Raw genomic sequence first — 23,630 nt, 5'->3', positions numbered from 1 at the left:
CACCATGAGCGGAATTCTCGAGGGCAAGCGCGTCCTGATCACCGGTGTGCTGATGGAGTCCTCCATCGCCTTCCACACCGCCAAGCTGGCCCAGGAGCAGGGTGCCGAGATCATCCTGACCGCGTTCCCGCGGCCCACGCTGACCGAGCGCATCGCCAAGAAGCTGCCCAAGCCCACCAAGGTCATCGAGCTCGACGTCACCAACGACGAGCACCTCGGTCGCCTGGCCGACATCGTCGGCGAGGAGCTGGGCGGCCTCGACGGCGTCGTCCACTCCATCGGCTTCGCGCCGCAGGACGCGCTCGGCGGCAACTTCCTGAACACGCCGTTCGAGTCGGTCGCCACCGCCATGCACGTCTCGGCGTACTCCCTGAAGTCGCTGACCATGGCCTGCCTGCCGCTGATGCAGAACGGCGGCTCGGTCGTCGGCCTCACCTTCGACGCGCAGTACGCCTGGCCGCAGTACGACTGGATGGGCCCGGCCAAGGCCGCCCTGGAGGCCACCAGCCGCTACATGGCGCGTGACCTGGGCAAGCAGAACATCCGCTGCAACCTGATCTCCGCGGGCCCGATCGGTTCCATGGCCGCCAAGTCCATCCCGGGCTTCGCCGAGCTGGCCTCCGTGTGGGACAACCGCGCCCCGCTGGAGTGGGACCTGAAGGACCCGGAGCCGGCCGGCCGCGGCGTCGTCGCGCTGCTGAGCGACTGGTTCCCGAAGACCACGGGCGAGATCGTCCACGTCGACGGCGGTCTGCACGCCGTCGGCGCCTGACCGGCCGCCACTCCGGGGCCCGCGTCCTTCACGGGTGCGGGCCCTTGGCATGTCACCCGTTCGGCTCAGTCGGCCGGGCGGTGGGGCGGCCGGTGTCACACGCTGGGGTACGGGTTCACCACGCGCTTTGCCTCCCCAGTTCCCCGCACGGCCGAGGGGGTCCCCTGTGCGTCTGCTCTCCCGCCTGGCCTCAGTGACCGCCGCCCTCGCCTGTGTGCTGATCCTGCCGTCCCAGGCGGTGTCCCACGCGCGCGTGCCCGCCGGGGACACGGGGGACGCCCAGGACTCCGCGTCTCAGGAGCCGTTCGGCGCCGAGTGCAGGGTCCGCGTCGACGGCTCCCGGGTGACCGCCTACTGCCACAACCCGTACCCGGGGGCCGACCAGGTGCGGCTGCACATCGAGTGCGTCCGCTGGTGGGACCTCGACAGCGACGGTTCGGCCGTTTCGGCCGGGCCCGCGCAGACCGTACGTCTGGACGGACGGTGCTGGAAGGAGGTCCGGGCGGCGTGGGTCAGCCACCGGCGGGCGCGCTGATCCGGCCGGGGCGGCACAGGAACGGATAGCCGGCCGCCTCCTGGGCGGCCGTCACCGCGTCCCCCGCGCGGATCGCGTCCACCAGCCGTGTGTGGTCCATGTGCGACTCCGGAGTGAGCTCGCTGCCGACGTCCACGCGCAGCCAGTCCCGCATCACCTCACCCAGATCCGCGTACATCGCGGTCATCACGTCGTTGTGCGAGGCGGCCACGACGGCCAGGTGGAAGGTGGCGTCCGCCGTCACGAACGCCTCCGTGGCGCCCGACTCCCAGGCCTCCTCGCGGCGCACCAGCAGCGCGTCGAGCTGCTTGAGGTCCTTCTCCGTACGCCGCTCGGCGGCGAGCCGGGCGGCGGCCGACTCCAGCGTGGAACGCAGCTCGGCGATGTGCCGGGGGTCGGCGTCGGCGAAGCGGCGCTGCATCACGCCCGCCAGCTCGCTGGTCGCCACGACGTACGTGCCGGAGCCCTGACGGATGTCCAGCAGACCGTTGTGGGCCAGCGCCCGGACCGCCTCACGGACCGTGTTCCGGGCGACACCGAGCTGTTCGACCAGTTCGGGCTCCGTCGGGATGCGGGAGCCGACCGGCCACTCGCCCGAGGCGATCTGCTGGCGCAGTGCCGCGATGACCTGCTCGGACAGCGCCGAACGACGGGGATGGCTCAGGGGCATGGCTCACCTTCGCACGCGGGGTCCCGGCGGCGGACAGCCACCGGACGAACGCCGGGATGGACAACCAATCATCCCATGATTCTATGATGGGTCTCATGGCTAGTGACGAAACCCGGACGGAGACCCGGACGGAGACCTCGAAGTCCGCGCCCCTCGGCCGCGAGGCGGCCGAACGTGATGCCCGAGTACCCGGCAGGACGCCCGGACCGCCCGGCACGCGCGCGTGGACGACGTGGACGACCCGCCTGCTCGTCCTCGGCATCGTCCTGGCCGCCGTCAACCTGCGCCCCGCCATCACGAGCCTGGGCGCGCTCCTGGAAGAGGTCCGCGACGGGCTCGGCATGAGCGGCAGCGTGGCCGGACTGCTCACCTCCGTGCCCCCGCTGTGCTTCGCCGTCTTCGGGGTCACCGCCCCGCGGCTGGCCCGCCGCTTCGGACCCGGCGCGGTGGTCTGCGCGGGCATGGTCGCCATCACCGCCGGCCTGCTCATACGCCCGTACGCCGGCGGCACGGCAGGCTTCCTGGCCGCCACCGCCCTCGCGCTGATGGGCATCGCGGTCAGCAACGTCCTGATGCCGGTCATCGTCAAGCGCTTCTTCCCCGACCGGGTCGGTTCCATGACGGGCCTGTACTCCATGGCCCTCGCCTTCGGCACCTCGATCGCCGCCGCGGCGACCGTGCCCATGACGAACGCGCTGGGCGGGGACTGGCAGCCCGGCCTCGCGGTGTGGGCCGTCCTGGCGGCGGCCGCCGTCCTGCCGTGGATCCCCTTCGTGCGCGACCGGAAGGCACCGTCCGAGCCCTCGCCCGCCCGGGACGCCTCCAAGGACGCCGACAAGGGCGCCGAGGGCGCCGAGGGTGCCTCGGGGCCCGCGGCCGCGCGCCGTGCGGACCGGCCGGCGGCACAGCCCGCCGAGCAGCCCCCGCTGCGGATCACCCGCAGCCGTACGGCCTGGGCCCTCGCCGTCTTCTTCGGCCTCCAGGCCACCGCGGCCTACATCACGATGGGCTGGATGGCGCAGATCTTCCGGGACGCGGGTGTGTCCGCCGGCACCGCCGGCCTCCTGCTCGCCGTCATCATGGTGATGGGCGTGCCGCTCGCCTTCGTCATCCCGCGGGTGGCCACCCGCCTGCCCCACCAGGGGCCGATCGTGCTCGTACTGGGCGTGTGCGGACTCGCCGGATACGCCGGCCTGTACTTCGCCCCGGCCGGCGGCGCCTGGGCCTGGGCCCTGCTGCTCGGCGTCTCCAACTGCGCCTTCCCGCTCGCGCTGACCATGGTCGGGATGCGGGCCAGGACGGGCGCGGGCGTCGCCCAGCTGTCCGCCTTCGCGCAGAGCACCGGCTACCTGATCTCCATCCCGGGGCCGCTGCTGGTGGGCGTGCTCTACCAGCACAGCGGCGGCTGGGGCATGCCGATCGCGCTGATGAGTGCCCTGATGGTGCCGCAGATGGTGGTGGGCTTCCTGGCGGGACGCGACCGCACAGTGGAGGAGGAGGCGGCCCGCTGAACCCGTCAGCGGCCGGTCCGCCCTCCGGGGTGCGGCCCGCCCGCTCCGGTGGGCGAGACGGATGCGAGACTTGCCGTATGCCAGTCCTCGACCCGAATCCCCAGCACGGCCAGAAGAAGATGCTGTACGTCTTCGGCGGCTTCCTCGCGATCTTCGTGATCATCGGCATCGTCGCGACGATCGCCTCACCGTGATCCCGTCCTCGTCCGCCGGAGGGTGGGGTTAACCTCCCATCCCCTAGGGGGCGAGGGTCAGGGTCAAGTGGGTGGACTTCCGGATGGGTCGGGGCCCGCGGATTCCGTAGTTTCGAGATGTGCCCGCAGTACGGCAGGCGGGCCGCGGAGCACGGACCAGGGACGCTCGAAGACCAGCGGAGGCACTCATGTCGGCCCCAATCCACACCCGGCCTCCCCAGGCGACCCGGGGCGGCGTCGAGATCCGGCTGCCCTGGTGGGCCCTCGCCCTGCCCGTGCTCGCCTTCGTCGCGCTGCTCCTGCTGATACTGAATCCCGCCGAGGCCCACGCCACCGCCGGTGACCCCGGGATCGCCCACCTCCTGGAGCGGGTGCGGCAGCTGACCGCGCACTGAGGCCGGGACCGGCGTCCCCGGGCGCGCTCAAAGCGGTGAATCCGCATGTCAACTCCCTGCGCCTCGTGGCCTGTTTCATGCGAAGCTGGATTCCATGAGCGTCGCAGAACCCCGCAGGATCATCCTTTTCCGGCATGCGAAAGCCGACTGGCCACAGGTGACCGACCACGAGCGGCCGCTCGCCGATCGGGGCCGCAAGGACGCCGCAGAGGCCGGACGCAGGCTGGCGGATACCGGCGTCCCCATCGACCAGGCACTGTGCTCCACGTCGGCCCGGACCCGCGAGACCTGGAAGCTCGCCGTCCAGGAGTTCCCGCAGCGGCCGAAAACCGTCTATGAGGAGCGGATCTACGAGGCCTCGCCCGGCGAGCTGATCGCCGTGCTCAACGAGACCCCCGACGACCTGCGGAACGTGCTGGTGATCGGCCACAACCCGGGCATGGAGGCCCTCGCCGAGATCCTGGCAGGCTCGGCCGAGGACGACGTCCGGGAGCGGATGGGCCGTCGTGGCTTCCCGACCGCGGCCTTCGCCGTCCTGACCTTCACGGGCTCCTGGAAGGACGTGGAGCCGGGCGCGGCCTCCCTGGTCGACTACTGGGCGCCGACCGACTGATCCGATCCCCGCAGGACAGGGCCCGGACCGGCACTCAGGCGGTCCGGGCCCCGGCCGTAGGAGGAGGCGCCTGGGCCGGGTGGGGCAGACCCGGTGGGGCGGGTGGACCGGATCGGATCAGGTGGGGTGGGTCGGTCAGATCCGGTCGATGGGCAGTCCGAGGCCCTCGACGAGACCCTCGTCCAGCGTGTCCGCCGCCTCGACCTCCTCACGGGTGATGCCGAGCAGATACAGCACCGTGTCCAGGAAGGGCACGTTCACCGCCGTGTGCGCCGCCTCGCGCACCACCGGCTTGGCGTTGAAGGCGACCCCGAGCCCGGCCGCGTTCAGCATGTCCAGATCGTTGGCCCCGTCCCCGATCGCCACGGTCTGCGCCAGCGGTACGCCGGCCTCGGCGGCGAACCGACGCAGCAGCCGCGCCTTGCCCGCCCGGTCCACGATCTCCCCGGTGACCCGGCCCGTCAGCCTGCCGTCGATGATCTCCAGCGTGTTGGCCTGGGCGAAGTCCAGTCCCAACCGCTCCTTCAGATCATCGGTGACCTGCGTGAAGCCGCCGGAGACGACCCCCACCTGGTAGCCGAGCCGCTTCAGCGTACGGATCAGGGTGCGGGCACCCGGTGTCAGCCGCACCTCGCCGCGCACCTTCTCCACCACCGAGGCGTCCAGCCCCTCCAGCAGTGCCACGCGCGCGTGCAGCGACTGCTCGAAGTCCAGCTCCCCGCGCATCGCGGCCGCCGTCACCTCGGCGACCTTGTCCTCACACCCGGCGTGCGCGGCGAACAGCTCGATGACCTCGTCCTGGATCAGCGTGGAGTCCACGTCCATCACCACCAGGCGCTGCGCCCGCCGGTGCAGCCCCGCCGCGACGACCGCGACGTCCACACCGAGCGCCGCGGCCTCGGTGGCCAGCGCAGTGCGCAACGGCTCGGTCTGCACGCCGGACACCGCGAACTCGACGGCGGTCACCGGGTACTTGGCCAGCCGGAAGATACGGTCGATGTTGCTGCCCGACTCGGCTATCCGGGCCGCTATGGCGGCCGTCGCCTCAGCGGTGAGCGGGTGGCCGAGCACCGTGACCAGGGAGCGGCCGAGACCGCGCGGCCGGTTGTCGCCGATGCCGGAGATGATCTCCGCCTGCAGCTTCAGCGACTCCGCCCAGCTGTGGACGGTGGCCCGCAGATCGCCCTCCAGGCCCTGCGGCGGCTCGGTCACGAGCGCGCACAACACGATTCGGCCACGGGTGACGACCTGCTCGATGTCGACGACATCGACGGAGTAGGCGGCGAGGGTGTCGAACAGGCCGGCCGTGATGCCCGGTCGGTCCTTGCCGAAGATCTTGACGAGAAGCGTGGGAACGTCAGAGGTCTGCGAAGCGCTCATGGTGCTCCAACCGTATCCGGCACCCGGTGCCTCCCGCCCCCGAGGTCCGCCTGACGGACAGGGCCTCGGGGCGGACCTGGTCGCCTCCGGGGCGCGGGACGGCGGAGGCGGCTGTTCCACACGCGCCGGTGGGGACGGCGACCGGCTGTGGCCCTCCGCCGGATCGCGGAAGGCCTCGGAGGCCGCGACGGAAGGCTGCGGAGGCGCGCCCGGTGGTGATCGCAGCGGTTCGGTGGCTCGGCGGCTCGGGGCCCAAGGGTGGCGGCCCGCACCGCGTCCGTACCCACCTCGCCCACCTCGGCGCCGTCGGTGGCCGCGAGGGGGCCTCGTGCCGGGGGAGGGGAGCCTCGTCGCCAGGGGATCGGCGTCGAGCCGCTGCCGGGCGTCGAGGCCGCGGCGGTGCTCAGGGGGCGGTGATTACAGTCGCCCGGCGGCTGAAGGGGCCACGGCCGGCGGCGGCCACGGCCTGCCCGTCCGGATCCGGTCTCCTCACCGCTCGTCCCCGGGCCGCCGGGGTGGCGCCGGAGGCGGGGGAGGTGGGGGCGGGGGCCGCTCGCCCCACCGGGACGGCGGTCGGCCGCCGGGCCGCGGAGGCCGTGGCGGCGTACCCGGCCGCGGTCCCAGCGGCCCGGCCACCGTAGGGGCGCCGTACACATCGTCGCCGGACTGCTGTCCGTCGCTGCCGGCCTGCTGTCCGTCGGTGTCGGGCCGCTGCCCCGCGTTCTCGGGCCGTCGGTCCCCGCCCGCGTGCCCCTGCCCCGTGCCGTCGGGCGGCCGGGCTCCGGGAGCGGGCCGCCCGGCACCCGGCGCATACCCCGGGTCGGACGGCGGACGGATACGCGACCCGCCAGGCCGCGCGTCCTCGGGTTCCTCCGCCCGCGCCCCCATGCCCGCCCCTCCCCGCAGGCGCAGATACGGATTGGTGCCCGGGTCGGGCGGCCGATGCGGTGCCCGCGGCCGGTACGGCCCCGAGGACGGTGCCCCCGCGTACGCCGAAGCGTCGACGCCCGCCCCGCCTACGCCCGCGACCCCCGACCCCGCCGTCCCGGCACTCCGTGCCAAGGCCGACGCCCGCGACCCCGCCGCCCCGCTCGCCCGCGCCAGCAACGCCCCGGCGGCCCCCGCCCCCGCGCCCCACACGGCACCCAGCAGCAGGGCCGTACCGAGATGCCCGCGCAGGTCGATGCCCGCGCCGAAGGCGTCGACGCCGAGTACCGACAGCGAGGCGTCCACGGACACCTCCGTCAGCCGGGCCAGCAGCGGCAGCGCCGGCGCGGTCACGACGCCCAGCCGCACGGCGCACCGCCCGGCGAAAGCCAGGGAACGCGCCTCGTCCCGCGCCACAGGTGTCCGTACCGCCGTCAGCACCCCGGCCAGCAGCATCATCAGAGCCGCCGCCACTCCCAGCAGCCACACCCGTTCGTCCAGCTCCGCCAGCCGCCCGAGGGTGACCGGCTCCTCGGTGCCGGCGCCGAGCAGCTCGTCCAGCGGAGCCGGGAGGACCCGGACCAGCTCACCGGTGGCCCGCCCGTCCCACGGCACGAACAGGCCGACCGGAACGCCGAGCCACACCCCGTTCGGCGCGCCCAGCAGCGCCGCCCCCGCGATCCGCCGGGGATGGTCGTCGCCGACCGCCGCGTAGGCCGCCGCCGCGAAGCCCGCCACCACCGCCGTCAGCGCCACCGTGACCAGGGCCGACACGGCCGGCCGTACCACCCGGTGCACGGTCTCGCACCCGCGCGGCAGGGGAGTGCGGCGCGAGGCCAGCAGCGCGATCAGCAGGACCCCGGCGGACCAGACCAGGCCGCCCAGCAGCGTCGGCGCGGTGTCGACGGAGAAGCCGACGGCCGCCTCGGCGTCCACGAGGTCACCGATCCGGTCGGGCAGCAGCCCGTCGATGGCGCCCAGATCGCCGAGCCCCGGAATCTCGATGCCCCCGCCGTCGCCACCCCCGCCGGGCAGGTCGTCGAGTCCGAGCGAGCCGCCGTCGATCGTGATGACGTCGTGACCCGCCCAGGCCAGCCCGCCCATCATCGCCACGAACAGGGCGATCACCGCCCCTGCGCGCGCGAGGAGTTCGGCGGGCGCTACCACGACCCCGGCCGCCCGCAGGGACCGCAGGAAGAAGAACGACAGGAGCACCGCACCGACCAGTCCCACGCCCAGTGGCGTGAACTCGATGGCCGTGTGGGCCTGAGCCCCTTTCAGCCCGAACGCGGACACATCTCCGGCCGGTGTGACCGAACCACCGGCTCCGAGCGCCACGACCGCCGCGGTCATCGGGCCCAGCGAGCCGGCCGCGTCCGCGCCCAGCAGACGCAGGCCGAGCGCCGCCGTTCCCGCCATGCCGATCAACGCCCAGCTCACCGAGGCGATCGCGGACAGCAGTACGTCCCCCCACGGCACCCCGGTGCCGTACCCCTTGGCTTCGGCGCTCGTGGACACGCTCATGGCAGACCCCCCGATCCGCTGCGCGGCCGAGTTGCCGCGCATGTCCCCCTCGCGTGGAATACCACTCTCCGGGCAGGTTTCAACCCCGTCAACGGGAACGGCCGAAGGGCGCCCACGCAGTTTTCACAAGGCCCGACTTTCGGTCAGGGGGCCGAGCCTGAAATAGTTCCCCCCGATGTTCGACATCCCTAGACTCCCCGCGACGGGGGCAAATCGGGGGACAACTCAGTGGGGCATGGAGTGCCGGAACTCGTACTGGAATCCAATGGACAGACCTGGACGCTCGATCCGTCCAGGTCATACGCGCTCGGACGCGATCCGCAGGGGGAGCTTGTCTTCGACGACGCCAGGGTCTCCTGGCGGCATGCCACGATCCGTTTCAACGGCCACAGTTGGGTCGTCGAGGATCACGGCAGCACCAACGGCACGTTCGTGCACGGGCAGCGCATCCAGCAGATGGAGCTCGGCGCCGGCACGGTGGTGAACCTGGGTAACGCGACCGACGGACCGCGTCTGAACCTGACCGGCGCCCAGGCCGCCGTCGGCACGCCGCAGGCTCAGCCTCAGCCGCCGTACGCGGCTCAGGGCGTGAACGCGGGCTGGGCCCAGCAGGCGCCGGTCCAGGAGCCGCAGCAGCAGGCCGCGAAGCAACAGGCGGCTCCGCAGCAGCAGGCTCCGCAGCACGGGCAGCAGCAGGCCGGCTGGCAGCAGCGACAGCAGCCGCAGGCCGCGCCGCACTTCCCCCAGCAGCAGGGGCCCGGCGGCGCGGCGGGGGCGCCACCGGCCTACGGGGACCGCAGTCCGACCACGTTCCACCAGTTCTCGCTCGGCCGCGTGATGCGCATCGGCCGTGCCCTGGAGAACGACCTGGTCGTGTCCGACCTGCAGGTCTCCCGCAACCACGCGGAGTTCCACTCGACGCCCGACGGGCGCATGGAGATCCGCGACCTGGGCTCGCACAACGGCACGTACGTCAACGGTCAGCCGATCGCCAAGGGCGGCTCCCAGCTGCTCGGCCCGACCGACATCGTGGGCGTCGGCCACTCGACGTTCCAGATCGTCGGGGACCGGCTCGAGGAGTTCGTCGACACCGGTGAGGTGTCCTTCTCCGCCCGCCACCTGACCGTCACGGTCGACGGCGGCAAGCAGATCCTCAAGGACGTCTCCTTCGGCGTCCCCGAGAAGTCGCTGATCGCGGTCATCGGCCCGTCCGGCTCCGGCAAGTCGACCCTGCTCAAGGCGCTCACCGGATACCGGCCCGCCGACCAGGGCGAGGTCCTCTACGACAACCGGAACCTGTACAAGCAGTTCGCCGAGCTGCGCCAGCGCATCGGTCTGGTCCCGCAGGACGACATCCTGCACAAGGAGCTGACCGTCAAGAAGGCCCTCAAGTACGCGGCCAAGCTCCGCTTCCCGGCCGACACCACGGGCGCCGAGCGTGACGCCCGCATAGACGAGGTGCTGCGCGAGCTCAAGCTGGACATCCACAAGGACAAGAAGGTCACCTCCTTGTCCGGTGGCCAGCGCAAGCGTGTCTCCGTCGCGCTGGAGCTGCTCACCAAGCCGTCGCTGATCTTCCTGGACGAGCCGACCTCCGGCCTCGACCCGGGCATGGACCGCGACGTCATGCAGCTGCTGCGCGGCCTCGCCGACGACGGCCGCACCGTCCTCGTCGTCACCCACTCGGTGGCCGAGCTGGCGATCTGCGACAAGCTGCTGGTGATGGCGCCGGGCGGCTCGGTGGCCTACTTCGGCCCGCCGGAGGAGGCGCTGAACTTCTTCGGCTACGACACCTGGGCCGACGTCTTCTCCGCCTTCGAGAACTACCGCGACTACGACTGGGCGGGCCGTTGGAAGGGCTCGCAGCACTACCAGATGTACGCCGCGGACATCGACGCCGTCGCGCCGCAGTCCGTACAGGTGCCGACGATGCAGGCGATGAAGCCGCCGAAGCCGCAGGGCTGGATGTCCCAGTTCATCACGCTGGTGCGGCGCTACACCTCGGTGATCGTCTCCGACAAGGGCTTCCTCGCCCTGATGGTGATCCTGCCGGCCGTGCTCGGCGCGGTGAGCCTGCTGATCGACGCGGACAAGGGCCTGCTGCCCAACCCGCCCAACGCGGCGGGCCGGATCGTCCCGAACGGCACGGCGACCACGGTCCTGCTGATCCTCGCGGTCGGCGCCTGCTTCGCCGGCGCCGCGAACTCGGTCCGTGAGCTGATCAAGGAACGCGTCATCTACGAGCGGGAACGCGCGACCGGCCTGTCCCGGTCGGCGTACCTGATGTCCAAGGTCTTCGTGCTCGGCGTGATCACCGTGCTGCAGGGTCTGCTGGTCGGCGTCATCGGCTTCGTCAACCGGGAGATCCCGGAGGAGGGACTGGTCCTCGGGGGGCTGACGCTCCTCGAGCTGTCCCTGCCGATCATGGCGCTGGGCTTCACCTCGATGATGTTCGGCCTGATCATCTCCTCGCTGGTGAAGACCGCCGAGAAGACCATGCCGCTGCTGGTCATGTTCGCGATCATCCAGGTCGTCTTCACCGGCTGCCTCTTCGCCCTGCACGGCGCGGTCGGCGTGAACCAGTTCTCGTACCTGATGCCGTCCCGCTGGGCGGTCGCCGCGGCCGGCGCCACGCTGGACTTCAACCGGATCAGTCCGCCGGAGAAGGGCGCCGAGGCGGATCCGCTGTGGGAGCACACCATCGGCGCCTGGGGCCTGAACATGGCCGCGCTGATCGTCCTCGGAGTGATCTGCGGCTTCTTCGTGGCACGCTTCCTGCGCCGCCACGAGCCCGAGGTCATGCGCAAGTAACCGCGGCCGAGCCGAGACGCCCCGAAGGGCGGCACCCTGTCAGGAGGGTGCCGCCCTTCGGCGTTCGGTTCCGAGCCGGCGTGAAGAGGTCCGCGCCGACCTCAGTACGCGCTGTCGACGTTGTCCATGGTGCCGTACTTGTCCGCGGCGTAGTTGCAGGCGGCGACGATGTTGGCGACCGGGTCGTAGATGTTCTTGGGGGTACCCGGCACGTGGTACGCCTCGAACGTCGGCGGGATCACCTGGAGCAGGCCCTTGGACGGGATGCCGTTGATGGCGTTGATGTCCCAGTCGTTGATGGCCTTCGGGTTGCCGGAGGACTCGCGGATGATGTTGCGGTGGATGCCTTCGTAGGTACCCGGGATGCCGTGCTTCTTCATGATGTCCCGGGCCTCGCGGATCCAGCCGTCGAGGTTGTCGGCGTAGCTCTTCTTCGGGGACTGCTTGGCCTCGGCGCGCGCGGCGGACCGGCTCGTGCTCTCCTTGGCCGTGCGCTTCTCCGCGGCCTTCTCGGCAGCGGCCTTCTTCGTGGAGGTGGTCTTGGTGGCCGCCTCCTGCTTCGCCTCGATGGAGGCGACCTTCTGGCCGGCACCGGCGAACTGGCCGGTGACGCCGGCGTGCACGTCCTTGATCTGCTCGGTGCTGTACGCCACCTTGGCCGTCGGAGCGGCCTCGCTCGTGGTCGTCTGACCGCTGGCCGGGACCGCGGTGAGCGCGACGGCGGCGGCGCCGAGCGTGCCGACACCGGCGACCGCGATCTTGTGCTTGCGGTTCAGGGGAAGACTGCGACCACGGGTGAAGATGTTCTTGGGCATGGCGGGATAGACCTCTTCGAATAGCGCGGAGGTCGCTCTCGTCCGGTGGGGACAGTTGGTGCTTCCGGCACAAACGCCGCGGGGCGAGACCCGCCGCGTTGAGCGACGAGAGCAATTCTTAGCGGCCGCAAAATTCGGAGGCAAAGGTGTGACGTACGATCCGGGGTAGTGGATCAGGGTCGGGTAAAACGGGGCAGTCTGGACTGTCGGCCCGGTCAAAACGGACGAGTCGCTCTCCTATCCCCCTTCGTACGTGACGTGCGCCCTATGCGCGGGCTCACATCGGCACCCCGCGCTTCTCACCGATGGTTGCTGGAGCAATGCAATCCGTGAGGGCTGTGGACCGCACTCCTACGGCAGGAGGAGATGGACGTCCCCGAACTCGTGCCACAGGTAGCGCTCCCGCACCGCCGCCTCGTACCCGCGGTCGATCGCCGCCCGCCCCGCCACCGCCTCCAGCATCAGCAGATGCGAGGCCTCGGGCTCGTGCAGCCCCGTCAGCAGCCCGTCCACCACCCGTACCCCGCGCTCCGGAGTCACGACCAGACCGGTCCACCCCGCCCGGGCCCGTACGACCCCGTCGGCACCGGCCGCCGACTCCACCGCCCGCACGGCCGTCGTGCCCACCGCGACCACCCGGCCGCCCCCGCCCTTCGCGGCGTTGACCAGCCGCGCCGACACCTCCGGCACGGAGAACCGCTCCGGATAGGGCGGCTCGTGCGACTGGGCCGAAGCCACCCCCGTGTGCAGCGTCACCGGCGCGAACAGCACACCCCGGCTCACCAGCTCCGCCACCAGCCGCGCCGTGAAGGGCCGCGCCGCGCTCGGCATCTCCGCGCTCCCCGACCCGTCCCCGGCCGGCCGCGCGAACACCGTCTGGTACACGGACAACGGCTGATCCCGCTCCGTATAGGAGTAACGAATGGGCCGCCCGTGCTCCCGCAGCACCACGGGCACCTCCGCCCCCGACGCCCGGGCCCACCACAACCGCTCCCCGCGCGTACTCAACGGCTCCTCCAGCACCAGCCGCGTACCGCCCGGCAGCCGCACCACCGTCCCCCTCGGTCCGCCCGCACGCGCGCGCGTGGTGCCCCGCCCGTCCGGTTCCCGCAGCTCCACCGCCCACCGGCCGTCGTCCCCCCGCGTGGAGAAATGCACCACCACGCGCGCGTGCCCGACGTCCCCGCCCACCGCGGCGGCCAGCGTGGCCGACGTGTTGACGACCAGCAGATCGCCGGCCCGCAGCAGCCCCGGCAGCTCCCGGAACCCGTGATGCGACACCTCGGTGCCACGCGACACCAGCAGCCGTACGCCGTCCCGGCCCAGCCCGGGCCCCCGCTGCTCGACGGGCACCCGCGCCGACAACTCCTCGGGAACGCTCCCCCACGCTCCGACGGCCCCCTGAGGGGGGACCCCCGTCGCCGGCGTCATCGCACTCCCTCCAGCAGCGCCGGAGCCCCGTAGCGACCGCTGGCCGGCCGCTCGTCCAGGAGCCTGAGCAGCGCCGGTACGACACTCCCCGGATCGGGCCGCGGATCGTCGTCGTCCGGTACGGCCGCCGCGTACAGGTCCGTGGCCATGTCCCCGGGATCGACCGCCCAGACCCGCAGCCCCGGCTCCTCGACGCCCAGCACCGCCGCCAGCTGGTCCAGGGCCGCCTTGGACGCCCCGTAGCCGCCCCACGTCTCGTACGCCTCCGCCGCGGCGTCCGAGCTGACCGTCAGCACCGCGCCCGCCGGGGCCGCCCGCAGCAGCGGCAGCGCCTCCTGGACCAGGCCCAGCGCGGCCACCACGTTCACCTCCAGTGCCCGCCGCAGTCCGGCCGCCGGCAGTTCCTCCAGCCGCACCAGCGGTTGCGCGCCCAGCGCGCTCGCGTTGCTGACCAGCAGGTCCACCCCGCCCAGCCGCCGGGCCGCCGAGACCAGCCCGGCCCGGTGCCCGGCGTCGCTGACATCTCCGGGCAGCGCCGTCACGCGCGTGCCGTACGCCCCCAGCGCCGCCGCCGTCTCCTCGAGCGTCTCCGGCGTCCTGGCGTCGAGCACCAGGTCCCACCCTCGTGCCGCCAAGGCCCCGGCGAGCGCCCGGCCCAGTCCCTTCGAAGCTCCCGTGATGATCGCGACCGGCATGACAGACGTCCCCTCGTCGTCCACGCCTCCTGATCGGCGCGGCGTGATCCTCAACCTAGGAACCGGGCCGCACCGGCCGCCTCGGGCACGAGCCGCAACCGTGCGGGGCCCTTCGGCCCAGGACGACCGGGGACCTCCGGCCCAGGACGACCGGGGACCTCCGGCCCAGGACGACCGGGGACCTCCGGCCTAGGCCCACCGCCCTAGGCGACGGCGGTCACAGGTCCGATCCGGGTGTCACACTCCGCCGGTACCGTGAGGACATGAGCCACGGCCCCCGGTCCGGCCTCGCCGCGGTCAGCTCCGCGCTGCTGGCCATGAGCAGACACCTCGAGGTGCGCGACGTCCTCAAGACGATCGTCGCCTCGGCCCGCGAGCTGCTCGACGCGCAGTACGCGGCCCTCGGCGTCCCCGACGACCACGGTGGGTTCGCCCAGTTCGTGGTCGACGGCGTCAGCGAGGAGCAGTGGAAGGCCATCGGCCCCCTGCCGCGCCAGCACGGAATCCTCGCCGCGATGCTGCACGAGGCCACCCCCGAGCGCCTCGCCGACGTCCGCAAGGACCCCCGCTTCGAGGGCTGGCCGTCCGCCCACCCCGACCTGGTCGACTTCCTGGGCCTGCCGATCCGCGACGGCGACGAGGTCATCGGCGCGCTGTTCCTGGCCAACAAGAACTGCGATAAACCCGACGGCGGCTGCGGCTTCACCCAGGACGACGAGGAACTGCTGGGCATCCTCGCCCAGCACGCCGCCATCGCCCTGACCAACGCCCGCCTCTACGAACGCAGCCGCGAGCTGACCATCGCCGAGGAGCGCTCCCGCCTCGCCCACGAACTGCACGACGCGGTCAGCCAGAAACTGTTCTCCCTGCGCCTGACCGCCCAGGCCGCCGCCACCCTGGTCGACCGCGACCCCACGCGCGCCAAGGGCGAGCTGCAACAGGTCGCCACGCTCGCCGCGGAGGCCGCCGACGAGCTGCGCGCCGCCGTCGTCGAGCTGCGCCCGGCCGCCCTGGACGAGGACGGCCTCGTCGCCACGCTGCGCACCCAGATCCAGGTCCTCGACCGCGCCCACGCCGCACGGGTGACCTTCGCCGGGCACGGGGTCAAGGCCCTGCCCGCCGCCCAGGAGGAGGCGATGCTGCGCGTCGCCCAGGAGGCGCTGCACAACGCCCTGCGCCACTCCGCGGCGGAACACGTCGACGTGACGCTGCACCGGCGCGGCACCGGAGCCGTGCTGCGGGTCACCGACGACGGCAGCGGCTTCGACCCGCATACGGTGCGCCGCGCGGGACGCCACCTGGGCCTGGTCTCCATGCGGGACCGGGCGAACGGTGCCGGTGGCACGCTGACCGTGGAATCGGCGCCCGGCAAGGGCACCACGATCGAGATGGAGGTCCCCGGTGGCTGACGCAATCAAGGTGCTGCTCGTCGACGACCACCAGGTGGTCCGCCGGGGCCTGCGCACCTTCCTGGAGGTGCAGGACGACATCGAGGTGGTGGGCGAGGCCGCGGACGGTGCCGAGGGAGTCGACCGCGCCGAGGAGCTGAAGCCCGACGTGATCCTCATGGACGTCAAGATGCCGGGCATGGACGGCGTCGACGCGCTGCGCAGACTCCGCGAGCTGGACAACCGCGCGCGCGTGCTGGTCGTCACCAGCTTCACCGAACAGCGCACGGTGGTCCCGGCCCTGCGCGCGGGCGCGGCCGGTTACGTCTACAAGGACGTCGATCCCGACGCGCTGGCGGGCGCCATCCGCTCCGTCCACGCCGGCCACATCCTGCTCCAGCCCGAGGTCGCGGGCGCCCTGCTGTCCCAGGAGGAGAGCAACTTTGGCCAGGGCAGAGCGGGGGCCCTCACGGAGCGGGAGCGTGAGGTGCTGGGCCTGATAGCGGACGGCCGCTCCAACCGGGAGATCGCCCGCGCCCTCGTCCTCTCCGAGAAGACCGTGAAGACCCACGTGTCGAACATCCTGATGAAACTCGACCTCGCGGACCGCACCCAGGCCGCGCTGTGGGCCGTACGCCACGGCGTGACCGGCTGACCCTCTACGCGACGGCACCGCGGAGGGTTCCCCTCCAGTCCGAGATTCATACCGTCGTGGGAATGTCCCCCATATGGCGCATCCTCTCCGGCGCCCGGCCGTTCTCCAGTGCGTGCTGCGGCGACTGCCGCGGCAATCGCAAGGAGGGCTTGTAAGTGAAGAACCTGAAGAAGGCAGCGGCCGTGACGATGGTGGCCGGCGGGCTGATCGCCGCCGGCGCGGGCATGGCCTCCGCCACCGACGGCTCCGTCGCCCACGGCGAGGCCATCGGTTCCCCGGGCGTCGCCTCCGGCAACGTCGTCCAGGCGCCGGTCCACATCCCGGTGAACGCCGTCGGCAACAGCGTCAACGTCATCGGCGTCCTGAACCCGGCCTTCGGCAACCTCGGCGTCAACCACTGACCCAGGCCACCAAGCCGACCACGGCCTCCCGGGCCCACCCCGGGGGGCCGGTCGCATTTCCCCCCACCCCCCAGCTGCGGGCAGTCGTGCCTCCCCCAGTGCCTGAACGGCCTGGGAGGTACCCCCAGGGGCGGCACGGGTGGGCGGTGGGGGCACCTCCCGCTCGAGCGCAGTCGAGAGTGGGGGAGGCACCCCGCAGCGCCGGGCCGCGCACCCACCCCCGCCCCGCACCCACGCCGGGCACCCCTCAGAGCAACGCCCCCGCACAACCAAGGGCCGCCCCCGCACAACCGACAGACGTCACCGCACCCCCCGCTCCCGCTCCTCCACAACGGAGTTGTACGCCGCGACCTGCGCCCGCCGAGCCGTCCGCTCCACCGGCCGCAACGCCTCCCCCCGCGCCGCCATCTCGGACGCGCTCACCGCACCCCCGTGACCGTTCTCATACGCCAGCGACACCAACGCCCCCACCCGCTGCGCCAACTCCAGCACCCGCACCGCCCGAGGCGGATACCCCGGCGCCAGCACTTCCCGCCCCCGCTCCGCCCGCGCCCGATACGCCGCGACCGCCGCCTCCGCGACCGGCCCCGACCCGGCGACGTCCAGCCGCGTCAGCACCTCCGTCGCGTCCCGCAGCCCCTCCGCCAGTTCTCGCTCGGCCTCCCCGAGCGAGGGCACATCGGCGGGCGGCGCCTCCCGCACCGGCAGGCAGTGCCAGACGACCTCGACATGCACATCACCCTCGGGCCCGGCCTCGTACACCTCCGGCACCAGCCCGAGCGCGGCACCGTGACAGATCACCGCCTCCTCGGCCTCCAGCGCCCGCGCGTTGAACTCCGGCGGACCGCTCAGGCCCAGCGGATGCCCCGGCGCGGGCAGCGCGACCCTCAGCCCGGTCGCCCCCAGCGCCCGCAGCCGCCCCAGCGCCAGCGTGAGACCGACCGGCGCCGATTCACCCGGCAACCCCTCCACCCGGTGCACCGCGTCTTCGCCGACGACCGCGAGCGCGGCGTCATCCGGCGAGACCATTCCGGCAATAAGGGCATTTCCCCAGGCGGCAAGGCGCCCTGCGCGTGGTTCCGAGAGCATGCCCCCACCCTAAGGACCGGACCGATGGAACGGTGAAGCCGACCGGTGGCGTAGATTTCCTGGAGGGCCTGCGCCCCCCGGCGCGGCGGCCCGAGCCACAGGCGTACGCGACAGCCGAGACCGGCCACAATGCAAGGGGAGACAACGCGCTCATGAGCGATGTTCTGGAGCTTCAGGACGTATCCGTGGTCCGCGAGGGCCGGGCTCTGGTGGACCAGGTCTCCTGGTCGGTGAAGGAGGGTGAGCGCTGGGTCATCCTGGGCCCCAACGGCGCCGGCAAGACCACCCTCCTCAATGTCGCGTCCAGCTACCTCTACCCGAGCAAGGGCACCGCCACCATTCTCGGCGAGACCCTCGGTGAGCCCGGCACCGACGTCTTCGAACTGCGCCCGCGCATCGGCATGGCCGGCATCGCCATGGCCGACAAGCTGCCCAAGCGCCAGACCGTGCTGCAGACCGTGCTGACCGCCGCCTACGGCATGACGGCCGGCTGGCAGGAGGAGTACGAGGACATCGACGAGCAGCGCGCCCGTGCCTTCCTCGACCGCCTCGGCATGACCGAGTACCTGGACCGGAAGTTCGGCACCCTCTCCGAGGGTGAGCGCAAGCGCACGCTGATCGCCCGCGCGCTGATGACCGACCCCGAGCTGCTGCTCCTGGACGAGCCGGCCGCCGGCCTCGACCTCGGCGGTCGTGAGGACCTGGTCCGCCGCCTCGGCCGCCTCGCCCGCGACCCGATCGCCCCCTCGATGATCATGGTCACCCACCACGTGGAGGAGATCGCCCCGGGTTTCACCCACGTCCTGATGATCCGTCAGGGCAAGGTCATGGCCGCCGGCCCGCTGGAGCTCGAACTCACCTCCCGCAACCTGTCCCTCTGCTTCGGACTGCCGCTCGTCGTCGAGCAGGTCGGCGACCGCTGGACCGCACAGGGGCTCCCTCTGTCCTGACCCGCCCCCCGTGCGCCCTGTCCCAGTGAGTCCCGCGGACCTACCATGACCGTGTGAACGACATCGACGCATGGGTGTGGTGGCTCGTCGCCGCGGCAGGGCTCGGAATCCCGCTCGTCGTGACGGCGATGCCGGAGTTCGGGATGCTCGCGGTCGGCGCGGTCGCCGCCGCCGTCGCCTCCGGGTTCGGCGTGGACGTCGTCGTCCAGGTACTCGTCTTCGTCATCGTCTCGGTCGCGCTCATCGCCGTCGTACGGCCCATCGCCGCCCGACATCGCTCCCAACGGCCCCAACTCGCCACGGGCGTGGACGCCCTGAAGGGCAGACAGGCCGTGGTGCTGGAGCGGGTCGACGGCTCCGGCGGCCGGATCAAGCTGGCCGGAGAGGTCTGGTCGGCACGCGCACTCGACGCCGGACGCGCCTACGAGACGGGCGAGGAAGTGGATGTCGTGGACATCGAGGGGGCCACGGCGATCATCCTGTGACCTCGCCGGACGAAGTGGACCGAACACCCTCCGAGGTACACGACGGTCTGTCAGACTCGACCAGCAAGATCCTCAACAGCCGTAGGATCAGCAGTAGTCAGGGTCAGTAGTCAGGGTCAATAAGGATCTGCCAGAGCGCCGAGGCGGAGAAGGGGACGGACAACCACGATGGAACCGGTCATCATCGTCTTGATCATCCTGGTGGTGTTGGTCTTCATCGCCCTGATCAAGACCATCCAGGTCATCCCACAGGCAAGCGCCGCCATCGTCGAGCGCTTCGGCCGTTACACGCGGACGCTGAACGCGGGCCTCAACATCGTCGTCCCGTTCATCGACACCATCCGCAACCGCATCGACCTGCGCGAACAGGTCGTGCCCTTCCCGCCGCAGCCGGTCATCACCCAGGACAACCTGGTCGTCAACATCGACACGGTCATCTACTACCAGGTGACGGACGCCCGCGCCGCGACCTACGAGGTCGCCAGCTACATCCAGGCCATCGAGCAGCTCACCGTCACCACCCTCCGCAACATCATCGGCGGCATGGACCTGGAACGCACCCTCACCTCCCGCGAGGAGATCAACGCGGCCCTGCGCGGCGTCCTCGACGAGGCCACCGGCAAGTGGGGCATCCGCGTCAACCGCGTCGAGCTCAAGGCCATCGAACCGCCCACCTCCATCCAGGACTCGATGGAGAAGCAGATGCGCGCCGACCGGGACAAGCGCGCGGCGATCCTCCAAGCCGAAGGCGTCCGGCAGTCCGAGATCCTGCGCGCCGAGGGCGAGAAGCAGTCCCAGATCCTGCGCGCCGAGGGTGAGGCCAAGGCCGCCGCCCTGCGCGCCGAGGGCGAGGCCCAGGCCGTCCGCACGGTCTTCGAGGCCATCCACGCCGGCGACCCGGACCAGAAGCTGCTCTCCTACCAGTACCTCCAGATGCTCCCGAAGATCGCCGAGGGTGACGCCAACAAGCTCTGGATCGTCCCCAGCGAGATCGGCGACGCCCTCAAGGGCCTGTCCGGCGCCATGGGCAACTTCGGCGGCCTGGGCGGCGGTTCGGGCAGCGGAGGCTCCGGTGCGAGCGTCCCGGCCCAGGAGCGGCGCGAGAAGCCGTCCATCGACGTAGTAGCGGACCAAGGACCACGGATTTCGGGCCACGAACTACGGGCTACGCGGCCGGCTGCGCCAGCCACTCCGGCAGCGCGTCGAAGTCGTCCCGCCCCAGCGCCAGCAACATGGCGTCCGCGGGCGTCGGCTCGAACGGCGCCCGGAGCAATGGCATACCCGCCTGCTCCGGCGTCCGGTTCGCCTTGCGGTGGTTGTCCTCCGCGCACGAGGCCACCGTGTTCAGCCACGTGTCCTGCCCACCGTGCGACCGCGGCACCACGTGGTCGACGGTCGTCGCCCGCCGCCCGCAGTACGCGCACCGGTGCCGGTCCCGGACCAGCACCCCCCGCCTCGACCACGGCGCGCGTCTTCGGAAGGGCACCCGTACGTAGTGGCACAGCCTGATCACCCGGGGCGCCGGTATGTCGAGCGCGGCTCCGCGCATCCGCAGTTCGGGGTGGGCCTGTTCGACGACGGCCTTGTCCTGGAGCACCAGAACGACGGCTCGATTAAGCGTCACCGTCGACAACGGCTCGAAGCTCGCGTTCAGTACCAGCGTGTCCCGCATACCAGCCCACCTCCCGTGCGCACCGGCCCACCCCCTGGCGGGCTGGGATCAACTCTGGCCGGGCACGCCGAGATGGACAACGCAATATCTGCTGCTCCTGCGGGGGCCGAGCCCCCACCACCCCCGCAACAAAAATGCCCGCCCCTGATCCATTCCAAGACCAGAGGCGGGCAAACGTTCCATGAACACTCAGCCATCGGCGGGCACCTCGTACTCACCGATCAGCTGGGCACGCGCGATCGTGTGGAACCGCAGATTGAACCCGACGAACGCAGGAGTGGCCTCCGCGTCCGGCCCCAGCTTCTCCTGGTCCACGGCGTACACCGTGAACACATACCGGTGCGGCCCGTCCCCGGCCGGCGGCGCGGCACCGCCGAAGTCCTTGCTGCCGAAGTCGTTGCGTGCCTGTACGGCACCGTCCGGCAGCCCCTCGAACTTGCCGCTGCCCGCGCCCACCGGCAGCTCGGTCACCGAGGCCGGGATGTCGAACACCACCCAGTGCCAGAACCCGCTGCCCGTCGGGGCGTCCGGGTCGTAGCACGTCACGGCGAAGCTCTTGGTCCCGGCGGGGAAACCTTCCCACCGCAGCTGCGGCGAGGTGTTGCCTGCCGCGTGGACCTGAGCGTCCTTGAGCGTCGCGCCCTCCTGGACGTCCTCGCTCATGACGGTGAACGACGGCACGGGCGGGTGGAAGTCATGGGGGAGCGGACGCCGCTTGAGCTCGGTCACCTCGGTACCTCCTGATCGTTTGGTGCAGAGACGACCGAGCCTAGAACCCTCAGAACCAGTTCCGCTTGCTGCCGACCTCCGACAGCCACTGGTTGAGGTACGCGACCCAGTCGGTTCCCTGGTAGTCGTTCAGCCCCACCTTGAAGGAACGGAACGTGTCGCTGCTCTCGCTGAACAGCCCGGGCTTCTTGTCCATCTCCAGCACGACGTCCATCGCCTGCGCGTCGGCCACGAAGCTCAGCTCGACCTGGTTCAGCCCCCGGTACTGCTGCGGGGGAAGGAACTCGATCTCCTGGTAGAAGGGCAGCTTCTGCCGCGTACCCCGGATGTGGCCGCGCTCCATGTCCGCGCTCTTGAAGCGGAAGCCCAGCTGGATGAACGCGTCCAGGATCGCCTTCTGCGCCGGCAGCGGGTGCACGTTGATCGCGTCCAGGTCGCCGGAGTCCACGGCGCGCGCGATCTCCAGCTCCGTGGTCACGCCGATGTCCATCCCGCGCAGGGTCTGTCCGTCGATCGTCGTGATCGGCGTCTCCCACGGGATCTCGAGCCCGAACTGCACCGCGTGCACCGCGTTCGCCTTGAGCTCGAAGGCACCGCCGAGCCGGCTCTTCGTGAACTCGATGTCCTGCTTGTGCTCCTGGTCGCCGCTCTCGACCTCGACCTTGGCCTGCAGACCGACCGAAAGCGCCTCGATCTGCTGGTCGACGGACCCGCCCTGGATCCGCACCTCGCCCTGGACGACACCGCCCGGAACGACGTTGACCTCGCTCAGCACGGTCTCGACCGAAGCCCCGCCGGCCCCCAGGCTCGCGAGCAGCTTCTTGAACGCCATGTCTCTCCCTCTCCAGGCAGTGTGTGAACCCTTGATCCCTACAAACGCGATCCGGCGGTGGCCGGTTCCACACCGCCACACCCTGGCAAGGCGGGACGCCCCCTGGCCACCCCGTGCACGGATCCGTCTGCGTTACGCTCGGACGGCATGATCGCGAGCCCCGACCGTACGCCCCTCCCCAGGAATTTCTTCGACCGCCCCATTCTCGAAGTGGCGCCCGACCTCCTGGGCCGCGTCCTGGTGCGCAACGCCCCGGACGGTCCGATCGCCCTCCGCCTGACAGAGGTCGAGGCCTACGACGGTCAGAACGACCCCGGCTCCCACGCGTACCGCGGTCGCACACCCCGCAACGACGTGATGTTCGGTCCGCCCGGACACGTGTACGTCTACTTCACCTACGGCATGTGGTTCTGCATGAACCTGGTGTGCGGCCCCGAGGGGCGGGCGAGCGCCGTTCTGCTCCGCGCCGGCGAGATCATCGAGGGCGCCGACCTGGCCCGTCCCCGCCGGCTCTCCGCCCGTAACGACAAGGAACTGGCCAAGGGCCCGGCCCGGCTGGCCACGGCCCTGGGCGTGGACCGCGCCCTGAACGGCACGGACGCGTGCACGGCCGAGGACACCCCGCTGCGCATTCTGACCGGCGTCGCCGTCCCGCGCGACCAGGTGCGCAGCGGCCCGCGCACCGGCGTGGCGGGCGAGGGCGGCGTCCATCCGTGGCGTTACTGGGTCGCCGACGACCCGACAGTCAGCCCGTACCGGGCCCACGTACCGAGGCGGCGCCGAAGTTGACTCTCCCTTGGGAGACGCGTAACGTAGCCCGAGCCGCTTGACCCGGGTACGGCAATCGCCTGCAGCCGGAAGCGGCCAACCCACTACCTACGACTTCCCCTCAGCGGGGGCGAATTCGGCGTGTCCGCATGTCTGAATTCAAACTCGCAGGACTCGATTATGAGTCCACGGAGGAATCGGCTAACGTAGTGAATGTCGAAAGGCCGACGGGCGAAAGCCAAAAAGCCACGGCAAACCCCCCTGACTGGGAATCAGGCCCGAAAGGATCTGATAGAGTCGGAACCGCCGGAAAGGGAAACGCGAAAGCGAGAACCTGGAAAGCACCGAGGAAATCGGATCGGAAAGATCTGATAGAGTCGGAAACGCA

General features: G+C 71.4%; 23 protein-coding genes and 2 pseudogenes. 15 read left to right on the top strand and 10 right to left on the bottom strand.

All coding sequences use genetic code 11. The annotated features are described in order from the left end of the window. Positions 1–4 precede the first annotated feature (4 nt). Both fabI and QC283_RS36625 read left to right on the top strand, forming a co-directional pair. Positions 5–772 carry an enoyl-ACP reductase FabI gene (gene fabI, locus QC283_RS36630; protein WP_279566108.1) on the top strand — a complete coding sequence of 256 codons (768 nt, stop codon included), beginning with the start codon at positions 5–7 and terminating at the stop codon, positions 770–772. Between the two features lie 166 nt (positions 773–938). Continuing rightward, positions 939–1,307, top strand: coding sequence for a hypothetical protein (locus tag QC283_RS36625; RefSeq protein ID WP_279566107.1), 369 nt, complete (start codon positions 939–941; stop codon positions 1,305–1,307). Here the strand turns inward: QC283_RS36625 and QC283_RS36620 are convergent. Then, a complete protein-coding gene (locus tag QC283_RS36620; RefSeq protein ID WP_279566106.1) occupies positions 1,285–1,977 on the bottom strand; it encodes a FadR/GntR family transcriptional regulator in 693 nt (230 codons plus the stop codon). The genes QC283_RS36625 and QC283_RS36620 overlap by 23 nt on opposite strands. A gap of 83 nt (positions 1,978–2,060) precedes the next feature. Between QC283_RS36620 and QC283_RS36615 the strand changes: the two genes are divergently transcribed. The 4 genes from QC283_RS36615 to QC283_RS36600 all read left to right on the top strand — a co-directional run bounded on the left by QC283_RS36615 (position 2,061) and on the right by QC283_RS36600 (position 4,690). Continuing rightward, the gene (locus QC283_RS36615; protein ID WP_279566105.1) at positions 2,061–3,488 is read left to right on the top strand and encodes a CynX/NimT family MFS transporter; all 1,428 of its coding nucleotides are present in this window, start codon (positions 2,061–2,063) and stop codon (positions 3,486–3,488) included. Positions 3,489–3,565: 77 nt separating this feature from the next. Then, positions 3,566–3,682: an SGM_5486 family transporter-associated protein gene (locus tag QC283_RS36610; RefSeq protein ID WP_279566104.1), complete on the top strand. Its 117-nt coding sequence runs from the start codon at positions 3,566–3,568 to the stop codon at positions 3,680–3,682. 188 nt (positions 3,683–3,870) lie between these two features. Continuing rightward, positions 3,871–4,077, top strand: a complete 207-nt coding sequence (locus QC283_RS36605) for a hypothetical protein (RefSeq protein ID WP_279566103.1) — start codon at positions 3,871–3,873, stop codon at positions 4,075–4,077. A gap of 94 nt (positions 4,078–4,171) precedes the next feature. After that, positions 4,172–4,690 (top strand): SixA phosphatase family protein, encoded by a 519-nt coding sequence (locus QC283_RS36600; protein WP_279566102.1) that lies wholly within the window; start codon positions 4,172–4,174, stop codon positions 4,688–4,690. Positions 4,691–4,825: 135 nt separating this feature from the next. Here the strand turns inward: QC283_RS36600 and serB are convergent, their stop codons facing one another. Together serB and QC283_RS36590 are read right to left on the bottom strand one after the other, a co-directional pair. Then, complete coding sequence (serB, locus tag QC283_RS36595; protein ID WP_279566101.1) at positions 4,826–6,070, bottom strand: phosphoserine phosphatase SerB; 1,245 nt, start codon at positions 6,068–6,070, stop codon at positions 4,826–4,828. Between the two features lie 489 nt (positions 6,071–6,559). Continuing rightward, complete coding sequence (locus tag QC283_RS36590; RefSeq protein WP_279566100.1) at positions 6,560–8,521, bottom strand: streptophobe family protein; 1,962 nt, start codon at positions 8,519–8,521, stop codon at positions 6,560–6,562. Positions 8,522–8,761: 240 nt separating this feature from the next. Here QC283_RS36590 and QC283_RS36585 point away from each other — a divergent pair, with 240 nt between their 5' ends. Beyond that, complete coding sequence (locus QC283_RS36585; protein WP_279566141.1) at positions 8,762–11,332, top strand: FHA domain-containing protein; 2,571 nt, start codon at positions 8,762–8,764, stop codon at positions 11,330–11,332. Between the two features lie 101 nt (positions 11,333–11,433). On the opposite strand, the gene QC283_RS36580 is transcribed toward QC283_RS36585, so the two are convergent. From QC283_RS36580 to QC283_RS36570, 3 genes are all read right to left on the bottom strand, one after another. Beyond that, the gene (locus tag QC283_RS36580; RefSeq protein ID WP_279566099.1) at positions 11,434–12,147 is read right to left on the bottom strand and encodes a transglycosylase SLT domain-containing protein; all 714 of its coding nucleotides are present in this window, start codon (positions 12,145–12,147) and stop codon (positions 11,434–11,436) included. A gap of 351 nt (positions 12,148–12,498) precedes the next feature. Beyond that, positions 12,499–13,578, bottom strand: coding sequence for an S-adenosylmethionine:tRNA ribosyltransferase-isomerase (locus tag QC283_RS36575; protein ID WP_279566098.1), 1,080 nt, complete (start codon positions 13,576–13,578; stop codon positions 12,499–12,501). Then, entirely contained in the window at positions 13,575–14,273 is a 699-nt protein-coding gene (locus QC283_RS36570; RefSeq protein WP_279566140.1) for an SDR family NAD(P)-dependent oxidoreductase, read from the bottom strand. The genes QC283_RS36575 and QC283_RS36570 overlap by 4 nt, the downstream gene beginning before the upstream one ends. Before the next feature lie 263 nt (positions 14,274–14,536). Between QC283_RS36570 and QC283_RS36565 the strand changes: the two genes are divergently transcribed. The 3 genes from QC283_RS36565 to chpE all read left to right on the top strand — a co-directional run bounded on the left by QC283_RS36565 (position 14,537) and on the right by chpE (position 16,717). Then, on the top strand, positions 14,537–15,682 hold the full coding sequence (locus tag QC283_RS36565) for a GAF domain-containing sensor histidine kinase (RefSeq protein ID WP_279566097.1): 1,146 nt from the start codon (positions 14,537–14,539) through the stop codon (positions 15,680–15,682). Continuing rightward, positions 15,675–16,316, top strand: a complete 642-nt coding sequence (locus tag QC283_RS36560) for a response regulator transcription factor (RefSeq protein ID WP_279566096.1) — start codon at positions 15,675–15,677, stop codon at positions 16,314–16,316. Before QC283_RS36565 ends, QC283_RS36560 begins: the two co-directional genes overlap by 8 nt. A 155-nt stretch (positions 16,317–16,471) precedes the next feature. Further along, on the top strand, positions 16,472–16,717 hold the full coding sequence (gene chpE, locus QC283_RS36555) for a chaplin ChpE (RefSeq protein ID WP_100044926.1): 246 nt from the start codon (positions 16,472–16,474) through the stop codon (positions 16,715–16,717). Positions 16,718–17,017: 300 nt separating this feature from the next. Here the strand turns inward: chpE and QC283_RS36550 are convergent, their stop codons facing one another. Beyond that, entirely contained in the window at positions 17,018–17,806 is a 789-nt protein-coding gene (locus tag QC283_RS36550) for a hypothetical protein (protein WP_279566095.1), read from the bottom strand. 152 nt (positions 17,807–17,958) lie between these two features. On the opposite strand from QC283_RS36550, the pseudogene QC283_RS36545 reads away from it, so the two are divergent. From QC283_RS36545 to QC283_RS36535, 3 genes and pseudogenes are all read left to right on the top strand, one after another. Then, a pseudogene (locus QC283_RS36545) lies at positions 17,959–18,489 on the top strand (ABC transporter ATP-binding protein); the annotation flags it as partial. A 320-nt stretch (positions 18,490–18,809) separates the two neighbouring features. Next, complete coding sequence (locus tag QC283_RS36540) at positions 18,810–19,241, top strand: NfeD family protein (protein WP_279566093.1); 432 nt, start codon at positions 18,810–18,812, stop codon at positions 19,239–19,241. A 168-nt stretch (positions 19,242–19,409) separates the two neighbouring features. Beyond that, positions 19,410–20,360, top strand: a pseudogene (locus QC283_RS36535) (SPFH domain-containing protein); the annotation flags it as partial. Between the two features lie 46 nt (positions 20,361–20,406). On the opposite strand, the gene QC283_RS36530 reads toward QC283_RS36535, so the two are convergent. The 3 genes from QC283_RS36530 to QC283_RS36520 form a co-directional block, all read right to left on the bottom strand. Then, a complete protein-coding gene (locus tag QC283_RS36530) occupies positions 20,407–20,913 on the bottom strand; it encodes an HNH endonuclease (protein WP_279566139.1) in 507 nt (168 codons plus the stop codon). A gap of 189 nt (positions 20,914–21,102) precedes the next feature. Continuing rightward, entirely contained in the window at positions 21,103–21,642 is a 540-nt protein-coding gene (locus tag QC283_RS36525; protein WP_279566092.1) for a YbhB/YbcL family Raf kinase inhibitor-like protein, read from the bottom strand. A 49-nt stretch (positions 21,643–21,691) separates the two neighbouring features. Further along, complete coding sequence (locus QC283_RS36520; protein WP_279566091.1) at positions 21,692–22,474, bottom strand: sporulation protein; 783 nt, start codon at positions 22,472–22,474, stop codon at positions 21,692–21,694. A 147-nt stretch (positions 22,475–22,621) separates the two neighbouring features. On the opposite strand from QC283_RS36520, the gene QC283_RS36515 reads away from it, so the two are divergent. After that, on the top strand, positions 22,622–23,263 hold the full coding sequence (locus tag QC283_RS36515; RefSeq protein WP_279566090.1) for a DNA-3-methyladenine glycosylase: 642 nt from the start codon (positions 22,622–22,624) through the stop codon (positions 23,261–23,263). A gap of 128 nt (positions 23,264–23,391) precedes the next feature. Then, positions 23,392–23,630 (top strand): hypothetical protein (locus QC283_RS36510; RefSeq protein ID WP_279566089.1); only part of this gene is annotated, 239 nt, incomplete at its 3' end.

The sequence above is a fragment of the Streptomyces sp. DH41 genome, from assembly GCF_029813785.1.
Taxonomy (GTDB): domain Bacteria; phylum Actinomycetota; class Actinomycetes; order Streptomycetales; family Streptomycetaceae; genus Streptomyces.
Note: the sequence above shows the minus strand (reverse complement) of the source record. Positions and strands in the feature narration are given on the sequence as shown.

Excerpts from the sequence above, each read along its gene's own strand:
- QC283_RS36575 (WP_279566098.1), bottom strand. The coding sequence starts at position 13,578 with ATGACGCCGGCGACGGGGGTCCCCCCTCAGGGGGCCGTCGGAGCGTGG.
- fabI (WP_279566108.1), top strand. The coding sequence starts at position 5 with ATGAGCGGAATTCTCGAGGGCAAGCGCGTCCTGATCACCGGTGTGCTG.
- QC283_RS36580 (WP_279566099.1), bottom strand. The coding sequence starts at position 12,147 with ATGCCCAAGAACATCTTCACCCGTGGTCGCAGTCTTCCCCTGAACCGC.
- QC283_RS36600 (WP_279566102.1), top strand. The coding sequence starts at position 4,172 with ATGAGCGTCGCAGAACCCCGCAGGATCATCCTTTTCCGGCATGCGAAA.
- QC283_RS36520 (WP_279566091.1), bottom strand. The coding sequence starts at position 22,474 with ATGGCGTTCAAGAAGCTGCTCGCGAGCCTGGGGGCCGGCGGGGCTTCG.
- QC283_RS36530 (WP_279566139.1), bottom strand. The coding sequence starts at position 20,913 with ATGCGGGACACGCTGGTACTGAACGCGAGCTTCGAGCCGTTGTCGACG.
- QC283_RS36515 (WP_279566090.1), top strand. The coding sequence starts at position 22,622 with ATGATCGCGAGCCCCGACCGTACGCCCCTCCCCAGGAATTTCTTCGAC.
- serB (WP_279566101.1), bottom strand. The coding sequence starts at position 6,070 with ATGAGCGCTTCGCAGACCTCTGACGTTCCCACGCTTCTCGTCAAGATC.
- QC283_RS36610 (WP_279566104.1), top strand. The coding sequence starts at position 3,566 with ATGCCAGTCCTCGACCCGAATCCCCAGCACGGCCAGAAGAAGATGCTG.
- QC283_RS36565 (WP_279566097.1), top strand. The coding sequence starts at position 14,537 with ATGAGCCACGGCCCCCGGTCCGGCCTCGCCGCGGTCAGCTCCGCGCTG.
- QC283_RS36620 (WP_279566106.1), bottom strand. The coding sequence starts at position 1,977 with ATGCCCCTGAGCCATCCCCGTCGTTCGGCGCTGTCCGAGCAGGTCATC.
- QC283_RS36570 (WP_279566140.1), bottom strand. The coding sequence starts at position 14,273 with ATGCCGGTCGCGATCATCACGGGAGCTTCGAAGGGACTGGGCCGGGCG.
- QC283_RS36605 (WP_279566103.1), top strand. The coding sequence starts at position 3,871 with ATGTCGGCCCCAATCCACACCCGGCCTCCCCAGGCGACCCGGGGCGGC.
- QC283_RS36550 (WP_279566095.1), bottom strand. The coding sequence starts at position 17,806 with ATGCTCTCGGAACCACGCGCAGGGCGCCTTGCCGCCTGGGGAAATGCC.
- QC283_RS36590 (WP_279566100.1), bottom strand. The coding sequence starts at position 8,521 with ATGAGCGTGTCCACGAGCGCCGAAGCCAAGGGGTACGGCACCGGGGTG.
- QC283_RS36615 (WP_279566105.1), top strand. The coding sequence starts at position 2,061 with ATGATGGGTCTCATGGCTAGTGACGAAACCCGGACGGAGACCCGGACG.